13 protein-coding genes are annotated in these 13453 nt (G+C 63.7%); 5 read left to right on the forward strand and 8 right to left on the reverse strand.

The genetic code is table 11. The features are described from left to right. The first annotated feature begins 48 nt into the window (after positions 1–48). A complete protein-coding gene (locus tag AAFG07_RS11660; protein WP_342727390.1) occupies positions 49–918 on the forward strand; it encodes a DUF2066 domain-containing protein in 870 nt (289 codons plus the stop codon). 48 nt (positions 919–966) lie between these two features. Here the strand turns inward: AAFG07_RS11660 and AAFG07_RS11665 are convergent, their stop codons facing one another. From AAFG07_RS11665 to AAFG07_RS11700, 8 genes are all read right to left on the reverse strand, one after another. After that, positions 967–1920: a helix-turn-helix domain-containing protein gene (locus AAFG07_RS11665; protein WP_342729125.1), complete on the reverse strand. Its 954-nt coding sequence runs from the start codon at positions 1918–1920 to the stop codon at positions 967–969. Positions 1921–2145: 225 nt separating this feature from the next. Beyond that, complete coding sequence (locus tag AAFG07_RS11670; RefSeq protein ID WP_342727391.1) at positions 2146–2427, reverse strand: hypothetical protein; 282 nt, start codon at positions 2425–2427, stop codon at positions 2146–2148. 147 nt (positions 2428–2574) lie between these two features. Beyond that, the gene (locus AAFG07_RS11675) at positions 2575–3102 is read right to left on the reverse strand and encodes a MarR family transcriptional regulator (protein WP_342727392.1); all 528 of its coding nucleotides are present in this window, start codon (positions 3100–3102) and stop codon (positions 2575–2577) included. A 62-nt stretch (positions 3103–3164) separates the two neighbouring features. Next, on the reverse strand, positions 3165–4478 hold the full coding sequence (locus AAFG07_RS11680; RefSeq protein WP_342727393.1) for an MFS transporter: 1314 nt from the start codon (positions 4476–4478) through the stop codon (positions 3165–3167). Between the two features lie 37 nt (positions 4479–4515). After that, the gene (locus tag AAFG07_RS11685) at positions 4516–4839 is read right to left on the reverse strand and encodes a non-heme iron oxygenase ferredoxin subunit (RefSeq protein ID WP_342727394.1); all 324 of its coding nucleotides are present in this window, start codon (positions 4837–4839) and stop codon (positions 4516–4518) included. 8 nt (positions 4840–4847) lie between these two features. Continuing rightward, complete coding sequence (locus AAFG07_RS11690; RefSeq protein WP_342727395.1) at positions 4848–5363, reverse strand: aromatic-ring-hydroxylating dioxygenase subunit beta; 516 nt, start codon at positions 5361–5363, stop codon at positions 4848–4850. Then, a complete protein-coding gene (locus tag AAFG07_RS11695) occupies positions 5363–6736 on the reverse strand; it encodes an aromatic ring-hydroxylating dioxygenase subunit alpha (protein ID WP_342727396.1) in 1374 nt (457 codons plus the stop codon). Before AAFG07_RS11695 ends, AAFG07_RS11690 begins: the two co-directional genes overlap by 1 nt. 302 nt (positions 6737–7038) lie before the next feature. Then, positions 7039–7935 carry a LysR family transcriptional regulator gene (locus AAFG07_RS11700; RefSeq protein WP_342727397.1) on the reverse strand — a complete coding sequence of 299 codons (897 nt, stop codon included), beginning with the start codon at positions 7933–7935 and terminating at the stop codon, positions 7039–7041. Positions 7936–8046: 111 nt separating this feature from the next. Here AAFG07_RS11700 and AAFG07_RS11705 point away from each other — a divergent pair, with 111 nt between their 5' ends. From AAFG07_RS11705 to AAFG07_RS11720, 4 genes are read left to right on the forward strand one after another with little or no spacing between them, the layout of a single operon-like run. Continuing rightward, positions 8047–9666 carry an FAD-dependent monooxygenase gene (locus tag AAFG07_RS11705; protein ID WP_342727398.1) on the forward strand — a complete coding sequence of 540 codons (1620 nt, stop codon included), beginning with the start codon at positions 8047–8049 and terminating at the stop codon, positions 9664–9666. 11 nt (positions 9667–9677) lie between these two features. Then, the gene (locus AAFG07_RS11710) at positions 9678–10469 is read left to right on the forward strand and encodes an alpha/beta hydrolase (protein WP_342727399.1); all 792 of its coding nucleotides are present in this window, start codon (positions 9678–9680) and stop codon (positions 10467–10469) included. Between the two features lie 18 nt (positions 10470–10487). Then, a complete protein-coding gene (locus AAFG07_RS11715; RefSeq protein ID WP_342727400.1) occupies positions 10488–11906 on the forward strand; it encodes an MFS transporter in 1419 nt (472 codons plus the stop codon). An 18-nt stretch (positions 11907–11924) separates the two neighbouring features. Further along, positions 11925–13115: a Xaa-Pro peptidase family protein gene (locus AAFG07_RS11720; RefSeq protein WP_342727401.1), complete on the forward strand. Its 1191-nt coding sequence runs from the start codon at positions 11925–11927 to the stop codon at positions 13113–13115. Positions 13116–13453: the final 338 nt, after the last annotated feature.

Genomic DNA, 13453 nt, shown 5'->3' on the forward strand with positions numbered 1-13453 from the left:
AAAATACCGCCAATGTGCCGTTGATGACGTGACCGAGCGGAGGTGACGATGGCTGCCTTGCTTGAGACGAAACGCAATCTGGTCGCCACGCTCACACGTGATGTGTTCGGAGCGTTGCTTGCCGCGGCATTGATCTGGTGCAGCGGTGCGATCGCGGCGGCGGATGACAACCTCTACCGCGCACGGACCGTCGTCACCGGCCAGGGCGAGCCGAACCGCATCCTCGGCTTCGGTGCATGTCTGGAGGACGTCCTGATCAAGGTCTCCGGCCAGCCGATATTGGCAAGCGACCGCAGGCTTGCCGCATACAAAGCGAAGGCCAAGGAGTTCGTCAGCAGTTTCGACTATCACGACCAGTATGCCGGCAAGCCACATCATGACGAGCAGGGCACCCGCGACCGGCCTTACGACCTGACGGTGGCGTTCGACCAGAACAAGATCGACGGCATTCTTGCCAAGCTCGGCCTCAAGCCGTGGCAATCGCAGCGGCCGACGCTCGGCGTCTTCGTCGAGATGCTGCACGGCCCGAAGGACTTTATCGTCACCTCTGACGGGACGCAGTCCGATTTGCAGCGCGATGCACTCGCGGCTGCGGCCGGCAAGCGCGGCATGCGCTTTGTGCTGCCCGAGACGGCCGCTCTGACGCGCGCCAATGTCACGGCCGCCGGGCTCCTGAAGACGCCGCCCGCGCAGCTCAGTGCGATCGTGGCGCCGCGGGGCGGCGAGGCCATTCTGGTCGGACGGCTGGTCTGGGATGACAAGGATCTCGGCTGGGCCACGCAATGGCGGATGGCGTGGCGCGGCAAGGACTACACATGGCAGTTCCGCGGCGTCACCTTCGATGAGGCCTTCCGGCGCGGCATCGGCGGCGCCGCGCAAGTGCTGTCCGGCAATGGCGATCCGGGACGATCGAAATGAGCTTGCGCGCGCAGCGGTTTGAATGTGCGTGAGCGCCGCCGGATCGTTCTAACCGGCATAGCCGAGCGTCTGCGAGGGGTACTCCCCGAACATCGCGCGGTAGTATTGCGAGAAGCGCCCGAGCTCGATGAAGCCCTGCTCGATCGCGACCTTGGAAACGGTGGTCTGCTCCGGCGTGCTTTCGCGCAGGATCTCGCGGACCGTGCAGAGCCGCTTGTAGCGCAGGAACGTCACCGGGCCGACGCCGAACACCTCGTGGAAGGCGCGGTGCAGGCTGCGGCGCGACAGCCGAAGCTCGGTGCAGATTTCCGAGACATGGACCGGGCGGGCGCCCGCGGCGTGCAGATAGTCCTCGACGTGGCGTACCAGCTTCATCGCCGACGGCAGGTAGCTGATTCCGTCTGATGGCAGCGATTTGATCGCCGTCGGCCTGACGCAATCGATGATCGCGCGCTTCCAGAACTCGGACGACGCCTCCGACAGCGCGTCCGGATACCGCGCGAGATGCGAGACGATCTGCGGCAGCCTGGCCGCCCCGGCCATGCCGAGCGTGGGGTCGGCGCGAAAGTGGTTCTTTGCTTGCCATGTTTCGGCATCGGCGAGCCGCGGCTCGTCGCCGAAGATGTCGGGCAGATCGGCCATGTCGAAGCGAATTGCGGCGTAGGACGAGGCCTTGTGAAAGACGCCGTCATGCTCGACCCACGGAGGGATTACCAGCACGTCGGCCGGCTGCATGTCGAATGCCCAATGCGTGACGCGATCCGTGGCATTCAGCAGCATTCCGATGATCAGCTTGTCATCGGTCGAAGTACGCTGGGTGCGGACCCCGACATTGAACGCGCCGATGCTGAGCGAGAAATCGCCGATCCCGACATGGGACAACGTCCCGCGCAGCTTGCCGCGTTCAAGCTGCATGACCTCGACATGCGAGCCTTTGACGGCGTCGTGGAGTCCCTCGAAGCCGTCAAGCTCGCCGCTGTGAACCGTCAGGTGCTGGCCCATATCCATGCGTCCCACCGCGGAATCGTGGACGGGATTTTTGCCGGTTTTGCCCGGGAAGGCAACGTGGACGACGGCATGGAATAGATGGGGCGGGACGTCGTTTTGCCAGGACCGCGCGCCCTGGGGACGAGATTGGCACAAAGTGCATATCGCCCCCGCCGCATGGCGGGCAATCGGTTGATCTTAAAGCAAATTGCGCAGTCTTCAGCCGCTCTGCGCCGGTGACTAGGCCGCCATCAGGTGCTCAAGCGCAACAGCCTGCTCGCGGGTCTGGAAGGCGATCGCGGTATGGGTGAAGCCCGACGAGGCCTGGGTCTGCGCGATGTGATTGAGGACCTCGGTGCCCTTGACCACGTGAAGGTCCATTCCGGGGCCGGCCGGGAAGATGCCGAGGACGACATCGTAGGCATCGACGATAGCCTTCAGGGCGCTGCCCTTGTCTTCCGAAGCATCGATAAAGATACGAACATCCGCGGCGATACTACGAAGTTCGTCAAAGTCGATCACTGGAAGTCTCCTCTACGCAACGCACTGATCGACTTTAGCTACAACTTGCTTACTGAAACATAAATTACGCCCGGTTCCTTCGTGCAGTCACCGCACCGTGACTCGCATTTCGACCTGCGCGATCGCCGCCGTCCCGGCCTGCCGCTGTCAGGCGCCGCTCGGCGATCTCCGCTTCGCAATCCGCTTGACCGGCGCATGGGCCGGCGCGGCATGTTCGGACGGATCGGCCATGTGAGGAATGCGCTGTTCGATGTGATCAACGACACGGAAGAAGGTGTCGAGCGTCCTGGCGTCGAGGCCGGCCGTGAGGTTGCTGTGCCGGCGCAGGATTTCGTCGAGGCTGCGGTCAAGCAGCGCCAAGCCCTGAGCTGTCAGGCGGATCTCGCTCCGGTTCCGGGCGCTGCCCCTGACCGGCGTCAGCTCGATCAGCCCCTTTTTCTTCAGCGACGTGGTCTCGCGGCTGACGACGGCCTTGTCCAGCTGCGCGTTGGTCCAGATGTCGTAGGCACTGGCGGGCTCATGCTCCCTGAGAAAGGACAGCACCCGCCATTCCGCGAGCGAGACGCCGTAGGCTTGCGGGAAGAACGCGTTGGCATTCGCGCGCAACTTCGCGACCAGGCTCGACAGCACCGTCGGCACATAGCGTTCGAAATCGATCACCAGTTCCGAGCGCACGTCCTCCTGCGGGGCGCGGCGCGCGTCAGCGACTTTGGTGCGACTTGTGGCAGTCCGATTTTTCATTCTTTCACGAGTTGTGTGCGCGCGATCAACACCAGGACCGCCGCGACGAGGAGAACGCCTGACACCACGAGGAATCCGGTGGTGAAGCTGCCCGAAGCGTCCTTGGCACGTCCGATCACGATCGGGATCGTCGCGCCTCCGATGCTGCCGATCATGCCGACGAGGCCGATCGCTCCCGGCGCGCTCTGCCGCGACATGTAGGACTGCGGAATAGTCCAGAACACGGCCTGCGTACCATAGACGCCGACATTGGCAACCATGAATCCGATGATGATCCAGACCGGCGATGTGGAAAAGGCCGCGATCGCAAAGCCCGCTGCGGCGATCACGAAGGTCGTCGCGGCATAGTAGAAGCGCTCACCGACGTGATCGGAGTGCCGCGACAGTGCAATCATGCCGATCAGGCCGGCGATCGGCGGGATCGCGGTGACGAAACCGACCTGCGAATTCGGCAGGCCGAACGACTTGATGATCTGCGGCAGCCAGGGGAACAGCGACGCCAGCCCGCAGAACAGGCCGAAATTGCACAGGCCGAACAGCAGCACCATCGGCTTGGTGATGGTCCTGAGCACGCCCTCGGCATGCACCACCCCGGTTGCCTTGGCGTCGCGCTCCAGCGCGCCGGTCAGCCAGTTGCGCTGTGCCGTCGACAGCCAGCTCGCCTGCTGCGGGCGGTCGGTCAGGTAGAAGATGCCGACGATCCCCAGGATGATGGGCGGCACGCCTTCGAGGATGAACAGCCATTTCCAGCCCGAAATGCCGAACGTTCCGTTCAGCTCGAGGATGGCGCCGGAGATCAACGAGGCGAAGATATAGGAGATCGGCACCGCATAGTTGAACATCGCATTGTAGCGGGCGCGGTAGCTGAACGGAAACCAGAGGCTCAGCAGCAGCATGACGCCGGGAAACAGGCCGGACTCGGCAACGCCGAGGAAGCCGCGGAATGCATAGAGGCTCAAGGGCCCCTGCGTGAAGGCCATCAGAACCGTGGCAACGCCCCACAGGATCGCGATCCGCGTCAGCGTGACGCGTGCGCCGTATTTGCTGAGGATGAGATTGCTCGGGATCTCGAAGATGGAATAGGTGAAGTACATGATCCCGACCGCGATACCGAACATCTCGGCGTTGAGGCCGAGCTCCTTGTTCATCTGCAGTGCGGCAAAGGAGATATTGCCGCGGTCGAGAATGGCGAGAAAGTACATCGCCATCACGAACCACATCAGGCGCAGCGCGACCTTGCGGATGGTGGTGCGTTCGATCTCCGGGTCGGCGGTCGCACGCGCCGCCTTGTCCATCACGACTTCGGTCATCCCAGCTTCCCCCGATTCTTGATTTTTGATGGTCGTCCTACGCGGGCAGGCAGACTTCCAGCCTGTCGCCTGCCACGCGCACGGGATAGGTCTGGATGTCGATCTCGACCGGACTGGTCAGCGCTTCGCCGGTCCTTATGTCGAAGCGGCCCATATGCAGCGGGCATTCGATCTCGCAGCCGTCCAGGATGCCGTCCGACAAGAGCGCCTCCGCATGGGTGCAGATGTTGCTGGTGGCGTAGCACTCATTGCCGACGCGATAGAGCGCGATGTGGTGGCCGGCGATTTCGATGCCGTAGGGCTCGCCTTCGCTCAGCGCGCTGAGCGCGGCAGCTTCGTGCCAGGTTCCCTGATCCGTCATGTGCTCTCTCAAATGCTGTAGAAATCGAGCACGGTCGGGACGCGGTCATTGACCAGCGTGATGACCTTGCGCGCGATCTTCCAAGTCTCGCCTTCACGCCTCAGCGTGTGCTGATAGCGCCCGTGGCGCAGATGCTCCTTGGCGACGCGCGGGTCGTAGACATGGACCGAGAACACGGACTGGCAGGTGATCTCGTCAGGTCCGGTTTCGGACGCTTCCAGGTTCGAGATCTGGTGCACGGTACGCGGCAACGGCAGCGCGGTGATCGACTTGCGCGACTCGATGCGTGCGATCCGCTCTTCCAGCCCGCGCCGCGCATCGTGGTAGAGCAGCGAGACCTGCGTATCGGGATCATTGGTGGTGGTGTATTCGTCGAGCCATCCCGGCACCCAATAGACGGCATCCTCGCTGTACATCGCGACCCAGTCGGTCCATTCGCCGGTGTCGAGCAGGCGGGCTTCGCGGAAGATGGTCGCGGCGGCGACCGCGTGGGCATCCGTATGCTTGATTGCGCTGCCAGCCATCACGCCGTCTCCCCCGCGGCGTGCTCTAACAGCCTGCGCCACTCGCGATAACCGGGGTGGAAATTCGTCTCGCCGCCAAAGCTGGTGGGGCCGAACGACCATTCGGACGGGGTTATGCCGAGCTCGCGCGTATGCGCGCTCTCGCCGTGGCCGACCTCCGCGACGCCGCGCAGATAGCCTTGCGTCGGCGCGGCTGATGCCGCGTCGTAGCCGGTCTGGCAGAACTCATACATGACGTTATCGTCCGAGCTCGCGAGCCCGGACGCGTTGAAGAAGTCTTCGTAGTTGCGAATACGAAGCGTGCGCGCCGCGGCGCTTTCGCCGACCGGAGCGAGACAATGCGACACCATCTCGGTCTTGTCGGGTGCCAGCGGCCGCCAGGTCCGCACCTGCGCCGACAGGATGTCGATGACCTGCAGGTTCGGAAAAATCGTGAGGTTGCGTTGCCGAAGCATCCACTTGGCGCGGGTGCTGCCGACGCGTTGCCGCACGGCATCGAGACGCGCCGGGTCCATGCCGAGCGGACGACCATAGAGCTGCGTCCGTTTGATCGACCAGTTGACGGCATGGCCATAGTCGAAGCTGAAGCTGCCTTGCCCTTCCTGCTCGCCTTCCGGCTCAACCGTGAAACCGGCGTCCGGTCCGGCGGTGGCGTTGCGCTTCTTCAGGATGTCGACGTAGGAGCTATGGGTGGTCGCGAAATGATAGTAGTCGAGGCCGTTCTCGAACTGCAGCTTCCAGTTTGCATCGAACGTATACGTGCTGGCGCCCGGCACGAACTCGACTTCACCGCTGTCGCTCTGATCGATGATGAGATCGAGGAAGGCGCGGGTGTCGCCGAGAAACTCCTCCAGTTGCGGAACGTCGGCCGAGAGGCTTGCGAACAGGAATCCGCGATACGAGCCAAGCCGGGCGACCGGGAGCAGGTCGTGATTCCGGTTCGAGAAGGACGGCGGATACTGCCCGCTCGCTTCCTCTGTCACCGAGATGTTGCGTCCGCTCGAATCGTAGGCCCAGCCATGATAGCGGCAGACATGGAATTTCTGCCGTCCCTGCTTGAAGGGGCAGACGATCGTTCCGCGATGCCGGCAGGTGTTGAGGAATGCGCCGACCTTGCCGTCGGTGCTCCGCATCACGAGAATTGGATGCCGGCCGATATGGGTGGTGACGAAGTCGTTGGGCCGGGCGATCTGGGATTCCAGGCCGATGAAATTCCACGTGGCCTCGAAGATATGCCGGAGCTCGGCGTCGAACACGTCAGGATCGCTGAAGATCCGGCGATCGACTTCGAAGACGCGTTCGCTGGGGCGGTCGTCAATCAGCCGGGAAATCTCCCGCAGTCGTGCCGCGTGGTTCTGCGAAGCAGCATTCATCACGTCCTCCCTTCGACTTACCGCCGGCTGCGCAAGGCGACCCACAAGGTCGCCTGCAAAGCCATGGCCGTTTCACGGCTCTCGTCCGTCCACGGCGGGAACAGCCGGCTTGATCGCCAATCTTGGAATGACTCTATAGTTGTCATGACAACTATCGTCAAGACGATTGGTTGACCGGACAGCCGGAGTGAGACGCGGTGGGCCAGGCCGGCCGTCTGGAACGGGCGGCGGGATGCAGCGAATGGGGGCTGCGCAGGGCACCAGCGCGGAACGAGCAGATCGTTTGGAGGGGAATGACGCGCTCAGGTCTTGCGTGCCGGCGCGGTCAGGATGATTCCCTCATCGATCAGGGCGCGGCAGATCTTCTTCAAGGTTGCAATCGCTTCACGCGTTGCCCGGCTGACCGGCCGTCCACGCGGCAATGCCAGGACGCGGTCGGCGCGCATCCACGGCAACAGCGCCGCCGATAGCGCACCGGCAGCCACTTCCTGGTGAATGCCGGAGAAGGGCAGCAGTGCATAGCCGAGGCCCGCGGCCACCATGCGCTTCATCGGGGTGCTGTTGTCGACCCGTACCGCGCAGAGCATCGTCGGCGGGAAGGGGTTGCGGCTGAGCGGACCCACGGCGGATGGCAGGGCGTCGAACTCCTTGCGGGTCAGTCTGCCACGCTTCAGCAGCGGATCGCGCGATGGCCCGATCAGGAACACCTGTTCGACCATGAGCAGTTCATAGTCGAGATGGTCGTTGGGGGACGGCGTCGTCACGATCGCCAGATCGAGCTCACCGCGCAGCAGGCGTTCGGATGCGTTTTCCGTCAGGCCCTCGCTGAGCTCGAGCCGCACGCGTGGAAATTGCTTCACGAATGTCTGGGCAAGCGGCGGGTAGAGGATATCGCCGAGGCTTGGCGGCGCGCCGATCCGGACCGTACCGGTGGGCTCCCGATTTTCCGTGCGCACCTCGGCCTTGATGTCGTCGATCATTCCAAGCAGCCAGCGCCCGCGCGCGAGCAGCACCTTGCCGGATTCCGTGACCGAGACACCGCGCGCGCCGCGTTCAAGCAAGGCGCCGCCTAACTCGTCTTCAAGCTCCTTGACGTGGCGGCTGAGTGCCGACTGGGCGACGTTCAGCGTGCTCGCCGCGGCGGCAAAGCCGCCACGCTCGGCGACGGCAACGAAATAGCGGATCTGCCGCAGGTCCATGACGGGGCGCTCCATCTCAAATCGAGATGGATACCATATCAAACATATTCTTGTGAGATACCAAAAAAGGAGCAGTCTCTTTCGCAACGATCAAACGGAGGAGAGACGAGGATGGGCATCGCCACCGATGAGGCACGCCAGACGTCCGTATTCATCGCCGGCGGCGGGCCGGTCGGCCTTGCGATGTCATTGCTGCTCGATCGCTTCGGCATCGACTGCGTCGTGGTCGAGAAGAGCCCGACGACAACAGATCATCCCAAGTCGCGCGGCTGCTGGGTCCGCACCATGGAGATCTTCCGGCAGTGGGGGATCGAGCAGGCGATCCGCGAGCGCGGCCTGCAGGACAACTCCGACATGTTCGTGTTCCTCGACAGCATCGCCGGTCACGAGTTCGGCCGCACCCGTCCCGAGCCGAATGTCGGACATACGCCCGCCTGGAAGAGCCTGGTCGCCCAGGATGCCGTCGAGGAGGAAATCCTGCGCGTGGTCGAGAAGTCCAAGCACGCCACGGTCCTGTTCAACACAGCCTGTGAATCGTTCGAGGAGACCAACAGCGGTGTCAACGTCACGACGCGTTGCGAAAAGACCGGCGAGGTGACGCAATGGACGGCGACCTATCTGATCGCCGCCGATGGCGCAGGCAGCCAGACGCGGCGCAGCGCCGGGATCGAGATGGTCGGGCCCTCCACGCTGGCGGTGATGTCGAATGAGTATTGGCGGGCCGATCTGTCGCGGCTGCCGATCGCACGCGAGGCGGCCGGTTTCATCATCGTCCCGGACAGGCCCGATCTGCCGCGCGCCGCCATTTTGAACACCAATGGCCGGGATCGCTGGCTGACCGTGACGCAAATTGGCCTGACCAAGGACGATCGCGAGCGGCCGTGGACCGACCAGGAATTCATCGAGATCGCGCGCGGCCATGTCGGCATTCCGGACCTCGACGTCACGCTTCTCAACCGTTCGATCTGGCGCGTCAGCATGCAGGTGGCCGAGACCTTTCGAAAGGGCCGGGTGTTTCTGGTCGGCGACTGCGCGCACCGCTTTCCGCCGACCGGCGGCTTCGGCCTGAACTCCGGCGTGCAGGACGCGCATAATCTCGCCTGGAAGCTCGCCTTCGTGTTGAAGGGACTCGCGGACGAAAAGCTGCTCGACAGCTATTCCAGCGAGCGCCGCCCGATCGCGCAGTCCAATGCCAATTTCAGCTACGGGAACAGATTGCGATTTGGGCTGACCGACGACGCCGTGCGATCGCGCAATCCGGACCGGATCAGGTTCTGGATCAACGATATGGACAATCATCTGCACAGCATCGGGCAAAACCTCGGACACAATTACGAGGAGGGCGCGGTGATCCCGGATGGCACCGTCGCGAAGGCGCTGAACTCACGCTACTACACGCCGACCGATCGCCCCGGCGCGCGCTTTCCGCACATGTGGCTCGAGCCTTCGCGCAAGACATCGACGCTCGACTGGTTCGACAAGGAATTCACGGTCGTCACCGGTCCGCTCGGCAGCGATTGGCTCGAGGCAGGGAAGCAGGTATCGGAGAAGACCGGCCTGCCGCTCTCGTTGAAACAGTTGCCGTCAGCCGACCCGGCGGACGGATTCCAGCTCGGCATGCGCGGCGCCGTGCTGGTGCGCCCTGACGGACACGTGGCGTGGCGGATGCCGTGGGTGCCGTCGGATCCGGCGAAGGAATTGGCCGGCGCGCTCTCGACGTTGCTGCATTAGCGGAGGCTCCCATGCAATCGTTCGAATCTGACGGCGTCGTTACGGCGTTCGAGAAGAGCGGACGCGGCGAGCCGATCGTGCTGCTGCATGGCGGCGAGGCCGATCATTCGATGTTTGACGGCCTTGCGCCCGCGCTGGCGACAAACTTCACCGTGATCGCTTATGACCAGCGCGATTCCGGCGCCACCAGGAATCCTCCGTCGTCCTATTCGCTGGCCGACCTGGCTGACGATGCCGCGGCCCTGATCAGGGGGCTCGGCTACGATCGTGTCCATGTCTTCGGGACCTCGCTGGGCGGCCAGATCGCGCAGGTGCTGGCGGCCCGCCATCCCGGCCGCATCGATCGCCTGATCCTGAGCAGCACCTGGAAGGTCAACAGGAGCCCGCTGGACGTCAATGCGGATGTCTTCCGCACACTCGCGTCGTACCGCGCGGACACCGCAGGCAACGCGCCGAGGATCGCGGAGTTCTTCTTCCCGCCGGACTATCTGCGCGCGCGGCCCGAGTTGATTGACATCTTTCGTGGCTCGAACCGCGAAGACGGCCAGAAGGCGCGACGCGGCGCCTTGCTCGCGCAGCCTGTCGCCGCCGATCTGACGGGCTTTGATCGCCCGACGCTGCTGCTGGCGGGTGCCGACGACCGATTGATCCCGAATGCCGAGACATTTGCGCTCGCCCGCGATCTTGCATGCGTCGAGACCAAGACCATCGCGAACGTCGGCCATGTCGCATCGATCCAGGCTCCCGAGCGGGTGGCGGAGGCGGTGACGGCATTTCTGAATTCAAAAAAGAAGGCGGCTTGACAACAACAGGGGGAGACCATGGCTGACCAAGCGAGCGCTGTGCCGTTCGACGAAGTGCCGGTGACGACGCGCTATTGGCTATCGATCATCATCTTCGCCATCTCCGGCGTGGTGGATTTCTTCGATTTCTTTGTGGTCGGGTTTCTGGTCTCGGTGCTGGCGCCGAAATGGCACCTGACGTTCGGCCAGACCTCGATCATGCTGATGAGCGCCGGCATCGGGGCGATGCTCGGGGCGTTCGCCGCGGGCGTCCTCGCCGATCGCTTCGGGCGCAAGCCGCTGGCGGTTGCCGGCGTTCTGCTTTGCGGCCTCACCTCGGGCGCGATCGCGTTCATTCCGGAGGACGGCTGGGTTGCGTTTGCGATCCTGCGCTTTTTCGTCGGCGTCGGCCTTGCCGCGGGCGCGGCGGCGGCGGTTCCTGCCATCGTCGAATTCGCGCCGACCCGCCATCGCACATTGGTTACGAGCCTCGTGGTGGTTCCGGTCGCCTTCGGCGTGCTGTCGGCGTCGGTGACGGCGAGTTTCCTGTTGCCGCTGGTCGGTTGGCGCGGTCTGGCGGCGGTCGGATTCCTGCCGATCATCCTCGCAATTCTGACCATGATCATCATGCCGGAATCGCCGCGCTGGTTGATCAGCAAGGGCCGCGTGCGTGAGGCGCAGTCGAATATCCGAAAGCTCTATCAGGTCGGCGGCGAGTCGTTTGTCCTGCCCACGCTGCCGCCGGCGAACCCGGCGACATTTGCCGATCTGTTTGCCGAGCAGCGACGGTTCTGGCTGACAGTCCTGATCTGGTTCGGCGCCAGCACGGCGAATTACGGTGTCTTCCTGTGGGGGCCGACGATCGTGGCGCTGCTGCTTGGCGTCGCGCCCCAGGATGCGGCCAAGATGTTCATCTATGTCAGCCTCGCCGGCGTCGTTGGCCGGACCGGCTTTGCCTTTCTTGCCCATCGCATCGGCCGCAAGCCGTGCGGCCAGTTGATGGGCTATGGCACCGCGATCTCGCTGGCGCTGGCCGCCTATTTTCACAACGACTTTGCCGGCTCGGTACCGTTGTTCCTGGTCTTCCTGACCATCGGCGCCCTGTTCTTCGACGGTGGATTTTCGAACATCGGGCCCTATCCCGCGGAAATCTTTCCGGTCCAGCTGTCGGGGCGCGCGGTCGGCCTTGCCCAGCTCTCGAACGGGATCGGCAAGATCGTAGGTCCCTTGTGTCTCGCATTGATCGCCGGCGCAGACAATCTCGTGCATCCAAGTGCGACGGCCGCGGCGGTGATGCCGGCGTTTTGCTTTCTTGCCGGCGCCGGCCTCTTGATCGGGCTTGCCTTCACGTTTCTCGGCGTCGAGCCGCATGGGCGCCCGGTGGCCCTGTTTGGCGAGAACGCGGGCGCGAGCGCAGCACCGAACGCGCTGGCCGCAAAACCGGCAACGGGACAGTAAAGGACGAAAGGGCATACCATGGATCATGCGCTCGACACGATCGCAACGGCGGCGCCGTTCGATACTGCAAAGCTCGATCGGCTGATGGATGAGGCGGGGCTCGACATCCTGATCGTGACCTCGCGTCACAACGTGCAGTATTTGCTCGGTGGATATCGCTTCTTCTTCTTTGACGTCATGGAGGCGATCGGCACCAGCCGCTATCTGCCGGTGTTTGTCTATCAGAAGGGAAACCCGGAAAATTCCGCATACATCGGTAACCGGATGGAAAAGTTCGAGCACGCGCTCGGACGGATATCGGCGCCGATCGTCAAAGCGGACGCATGGGGGACGATCGATGCGATCGGCCTCGCGATTGAACATGTGAGAAAACTCGGGGGCTCGGCCAGGCGCGTCGGCATCGAGGCAGGATTCCTGCCGGCCGATGCCAGGGATCATCTGCGTGCCGGGCTTGGCGATGTGGAACTCCGTGAAGCCCATTTCACGCTGGAGCGGCTTCGCGCCGTCAAGTCACCGGCCGAACTGGATCTCATCAGAGAGGCTTCCGAACGGGTCGTCGATGCGATGATGACCACGTTCAAGGGCTGCACGCCGGGCATGACCAAGAACGATGTCGTCGCTCGTTTGCGCCGCGAGGAGCAGGAACGCGATCTCGTCTTCGAATATTGCCTGATCGCCGCAGGCAACAGCCATAACCGCGCGCCGTCGAACCAGCGTCTTGCGGAGGGCGACGTGATCTCGATCGATTCCGGCGGAAACTACCGGGGCTATATCGGCGACCTCAGCCGCATGGGTATTTTGGGTGAGCCCGACAGCGAGCTGCGCGAGTTGCTGCAACAGGTCGAGGAGATCCAGCAAGTGGCGCGGCGCGCGATCCGGCCCGGTGCCTTGGGTGGCGACATCATTGCGGCGGGCGAGGCGGCCGTCAAAGCCTCTCCACATCGCGCCGTGCTCGACTTCACCGCACACGGCATCGGGCTTGTCAGCCACGAAGCGCCGCGCCTCACCGCGACCGGCCCGGTACCTTACGCGCCCTATGACGCCGACCGGCCGCTCGAATGCGGGATGGTGATCTCGATCGAAACCGCGCTGCTGCATCCAACGCGCGGCTACATCAAGCTCGAGGACACGCTGCTCGTCTCCGAGGTGGGCTGGGAAGCGCCCGGTGACCACGGCAGGGGGTGGAATTCGTCGCGTCTCAGGGCGTGAAGCGGTCAACGCCAGGGCGGAATTTTTTGGCTGGGTCACCGATTCAGCTGCGGTGCCGGAGGCGCTCGTTGGCGAATTTCGGAATACTAGAAATGTATCCCTGAGTTGCCCGACGTGTCAAGTCGCCCGGTCCGACGCCGGGCGCCGCCGGCTACTTTGCATGGGGTTGTTTTCGACATTTTGGCAGCGCCCCCCGGCGACGGCCGAGATGACTTCATATGCGCTCGGCCAGGCGATTGATCCGGCGGTCTTGGCTTCACTCCAGTCTCCGGTCATGCGAAGGTTCGAGCTGGATGCAGCGGCCGGCTCCCAGCCGTCTGCTCGCCAGGTCGGCGCCG

This window comes from Bradyrhizobium sp. B097, assembly GCF_038957035.1.
GTDB lineage: Bacteria > Pseudomonadota > Alphaproteobacteria > Rhizobiales > Xanthobacteraceae > Bradyrhizobium.

What these genes read in the sequence shown, in the direction of transcription:
- AAFG07_RS11700 (WP_342727397.1), bottom strand. Translation starts at nt 7,935, where the DNA reads ATGGACCTGCGGCAGATCCGCTATTTCGTTGCCGTCGCCGAGCGTGGC.
- AAFG07_RS11690 (WP_342727395.1), bottom strand. Translation starts at nt 5,363, where the DNA reads ATGGCTGGCAGCGCAATCAAGCATACGGATGCCCACGCGGTCGCCGCC.
- AAFG07_RS11705 (WP_342727398.1), top strand. Translation starts at nt 8,047, where the DNA reads ATGGGCATCGCCACCGATGAGGCACGCCAGACGTCCGTATTCATCGCC.
- AAFG07_RS11695 (WP_342727396.1), bottom strand. Translation starts at nt 6,736, where the DNA reads ATGAATGCTGCTTCGCAGAACCACGCGGCACGACTGCGGGAGATTTCC.
- AAFG07_RS11660 (WP_342727390.1), top strand. Translation starts at nt 49, where the DNA reads ATGGCTGCCTTGCTTGAGACGAAACGCAATCTGGTCGCCACGCTCACA.
- AAFG07_RS11680 (WP_342727393.1), bottom strand. Translation starts at nt 4,478, where the DNA reads ATGACCGAAGTCGTGATGGACAAGGCGGCGCGTGCGACCGCCGACCCG.
- AAFG07_RS11665 (WP_342729125.1), bottom strand. Translation starts at nt 1,920, where the DNA reads ATGGGCCAGCACCTGACGGTTCACAGCGGCGAGCTTGACGGCTTCGAG.
- AAFG07_RS11685 (WP_342727394.1), bottom strand. Translation starts at nt 4,839, where the DNA reads ATGACGGATCAGGGAACCTGGCACGAAGCTGCCGCGCTCAGCGCGCTG.
- AAFG07_RS11715 (WP_342727400.1), top strand. Translation starts at nt 10,488, where the DNA reads ATGGCTGACCAAGCGAGCGCTGTGCCGTTCGACGAAGTGCCGGTGACG.
- AAFG07_RS11720 (WP_342727401.1), top strand. Translation starts at nt 11,925, where the DNA reads ATGGATCATGCGCTCGACACGATCGCAACGGCGGCGCCGTTCGATACT.
- AAFG07_RS11710 (WP_342727399.1), top strand. Translation starts at nt 9,678, where the DNA reads ATGCAATCGTTCGAATCTGACGGCGTCGTTACGGCGTTCGAGAAGAGC.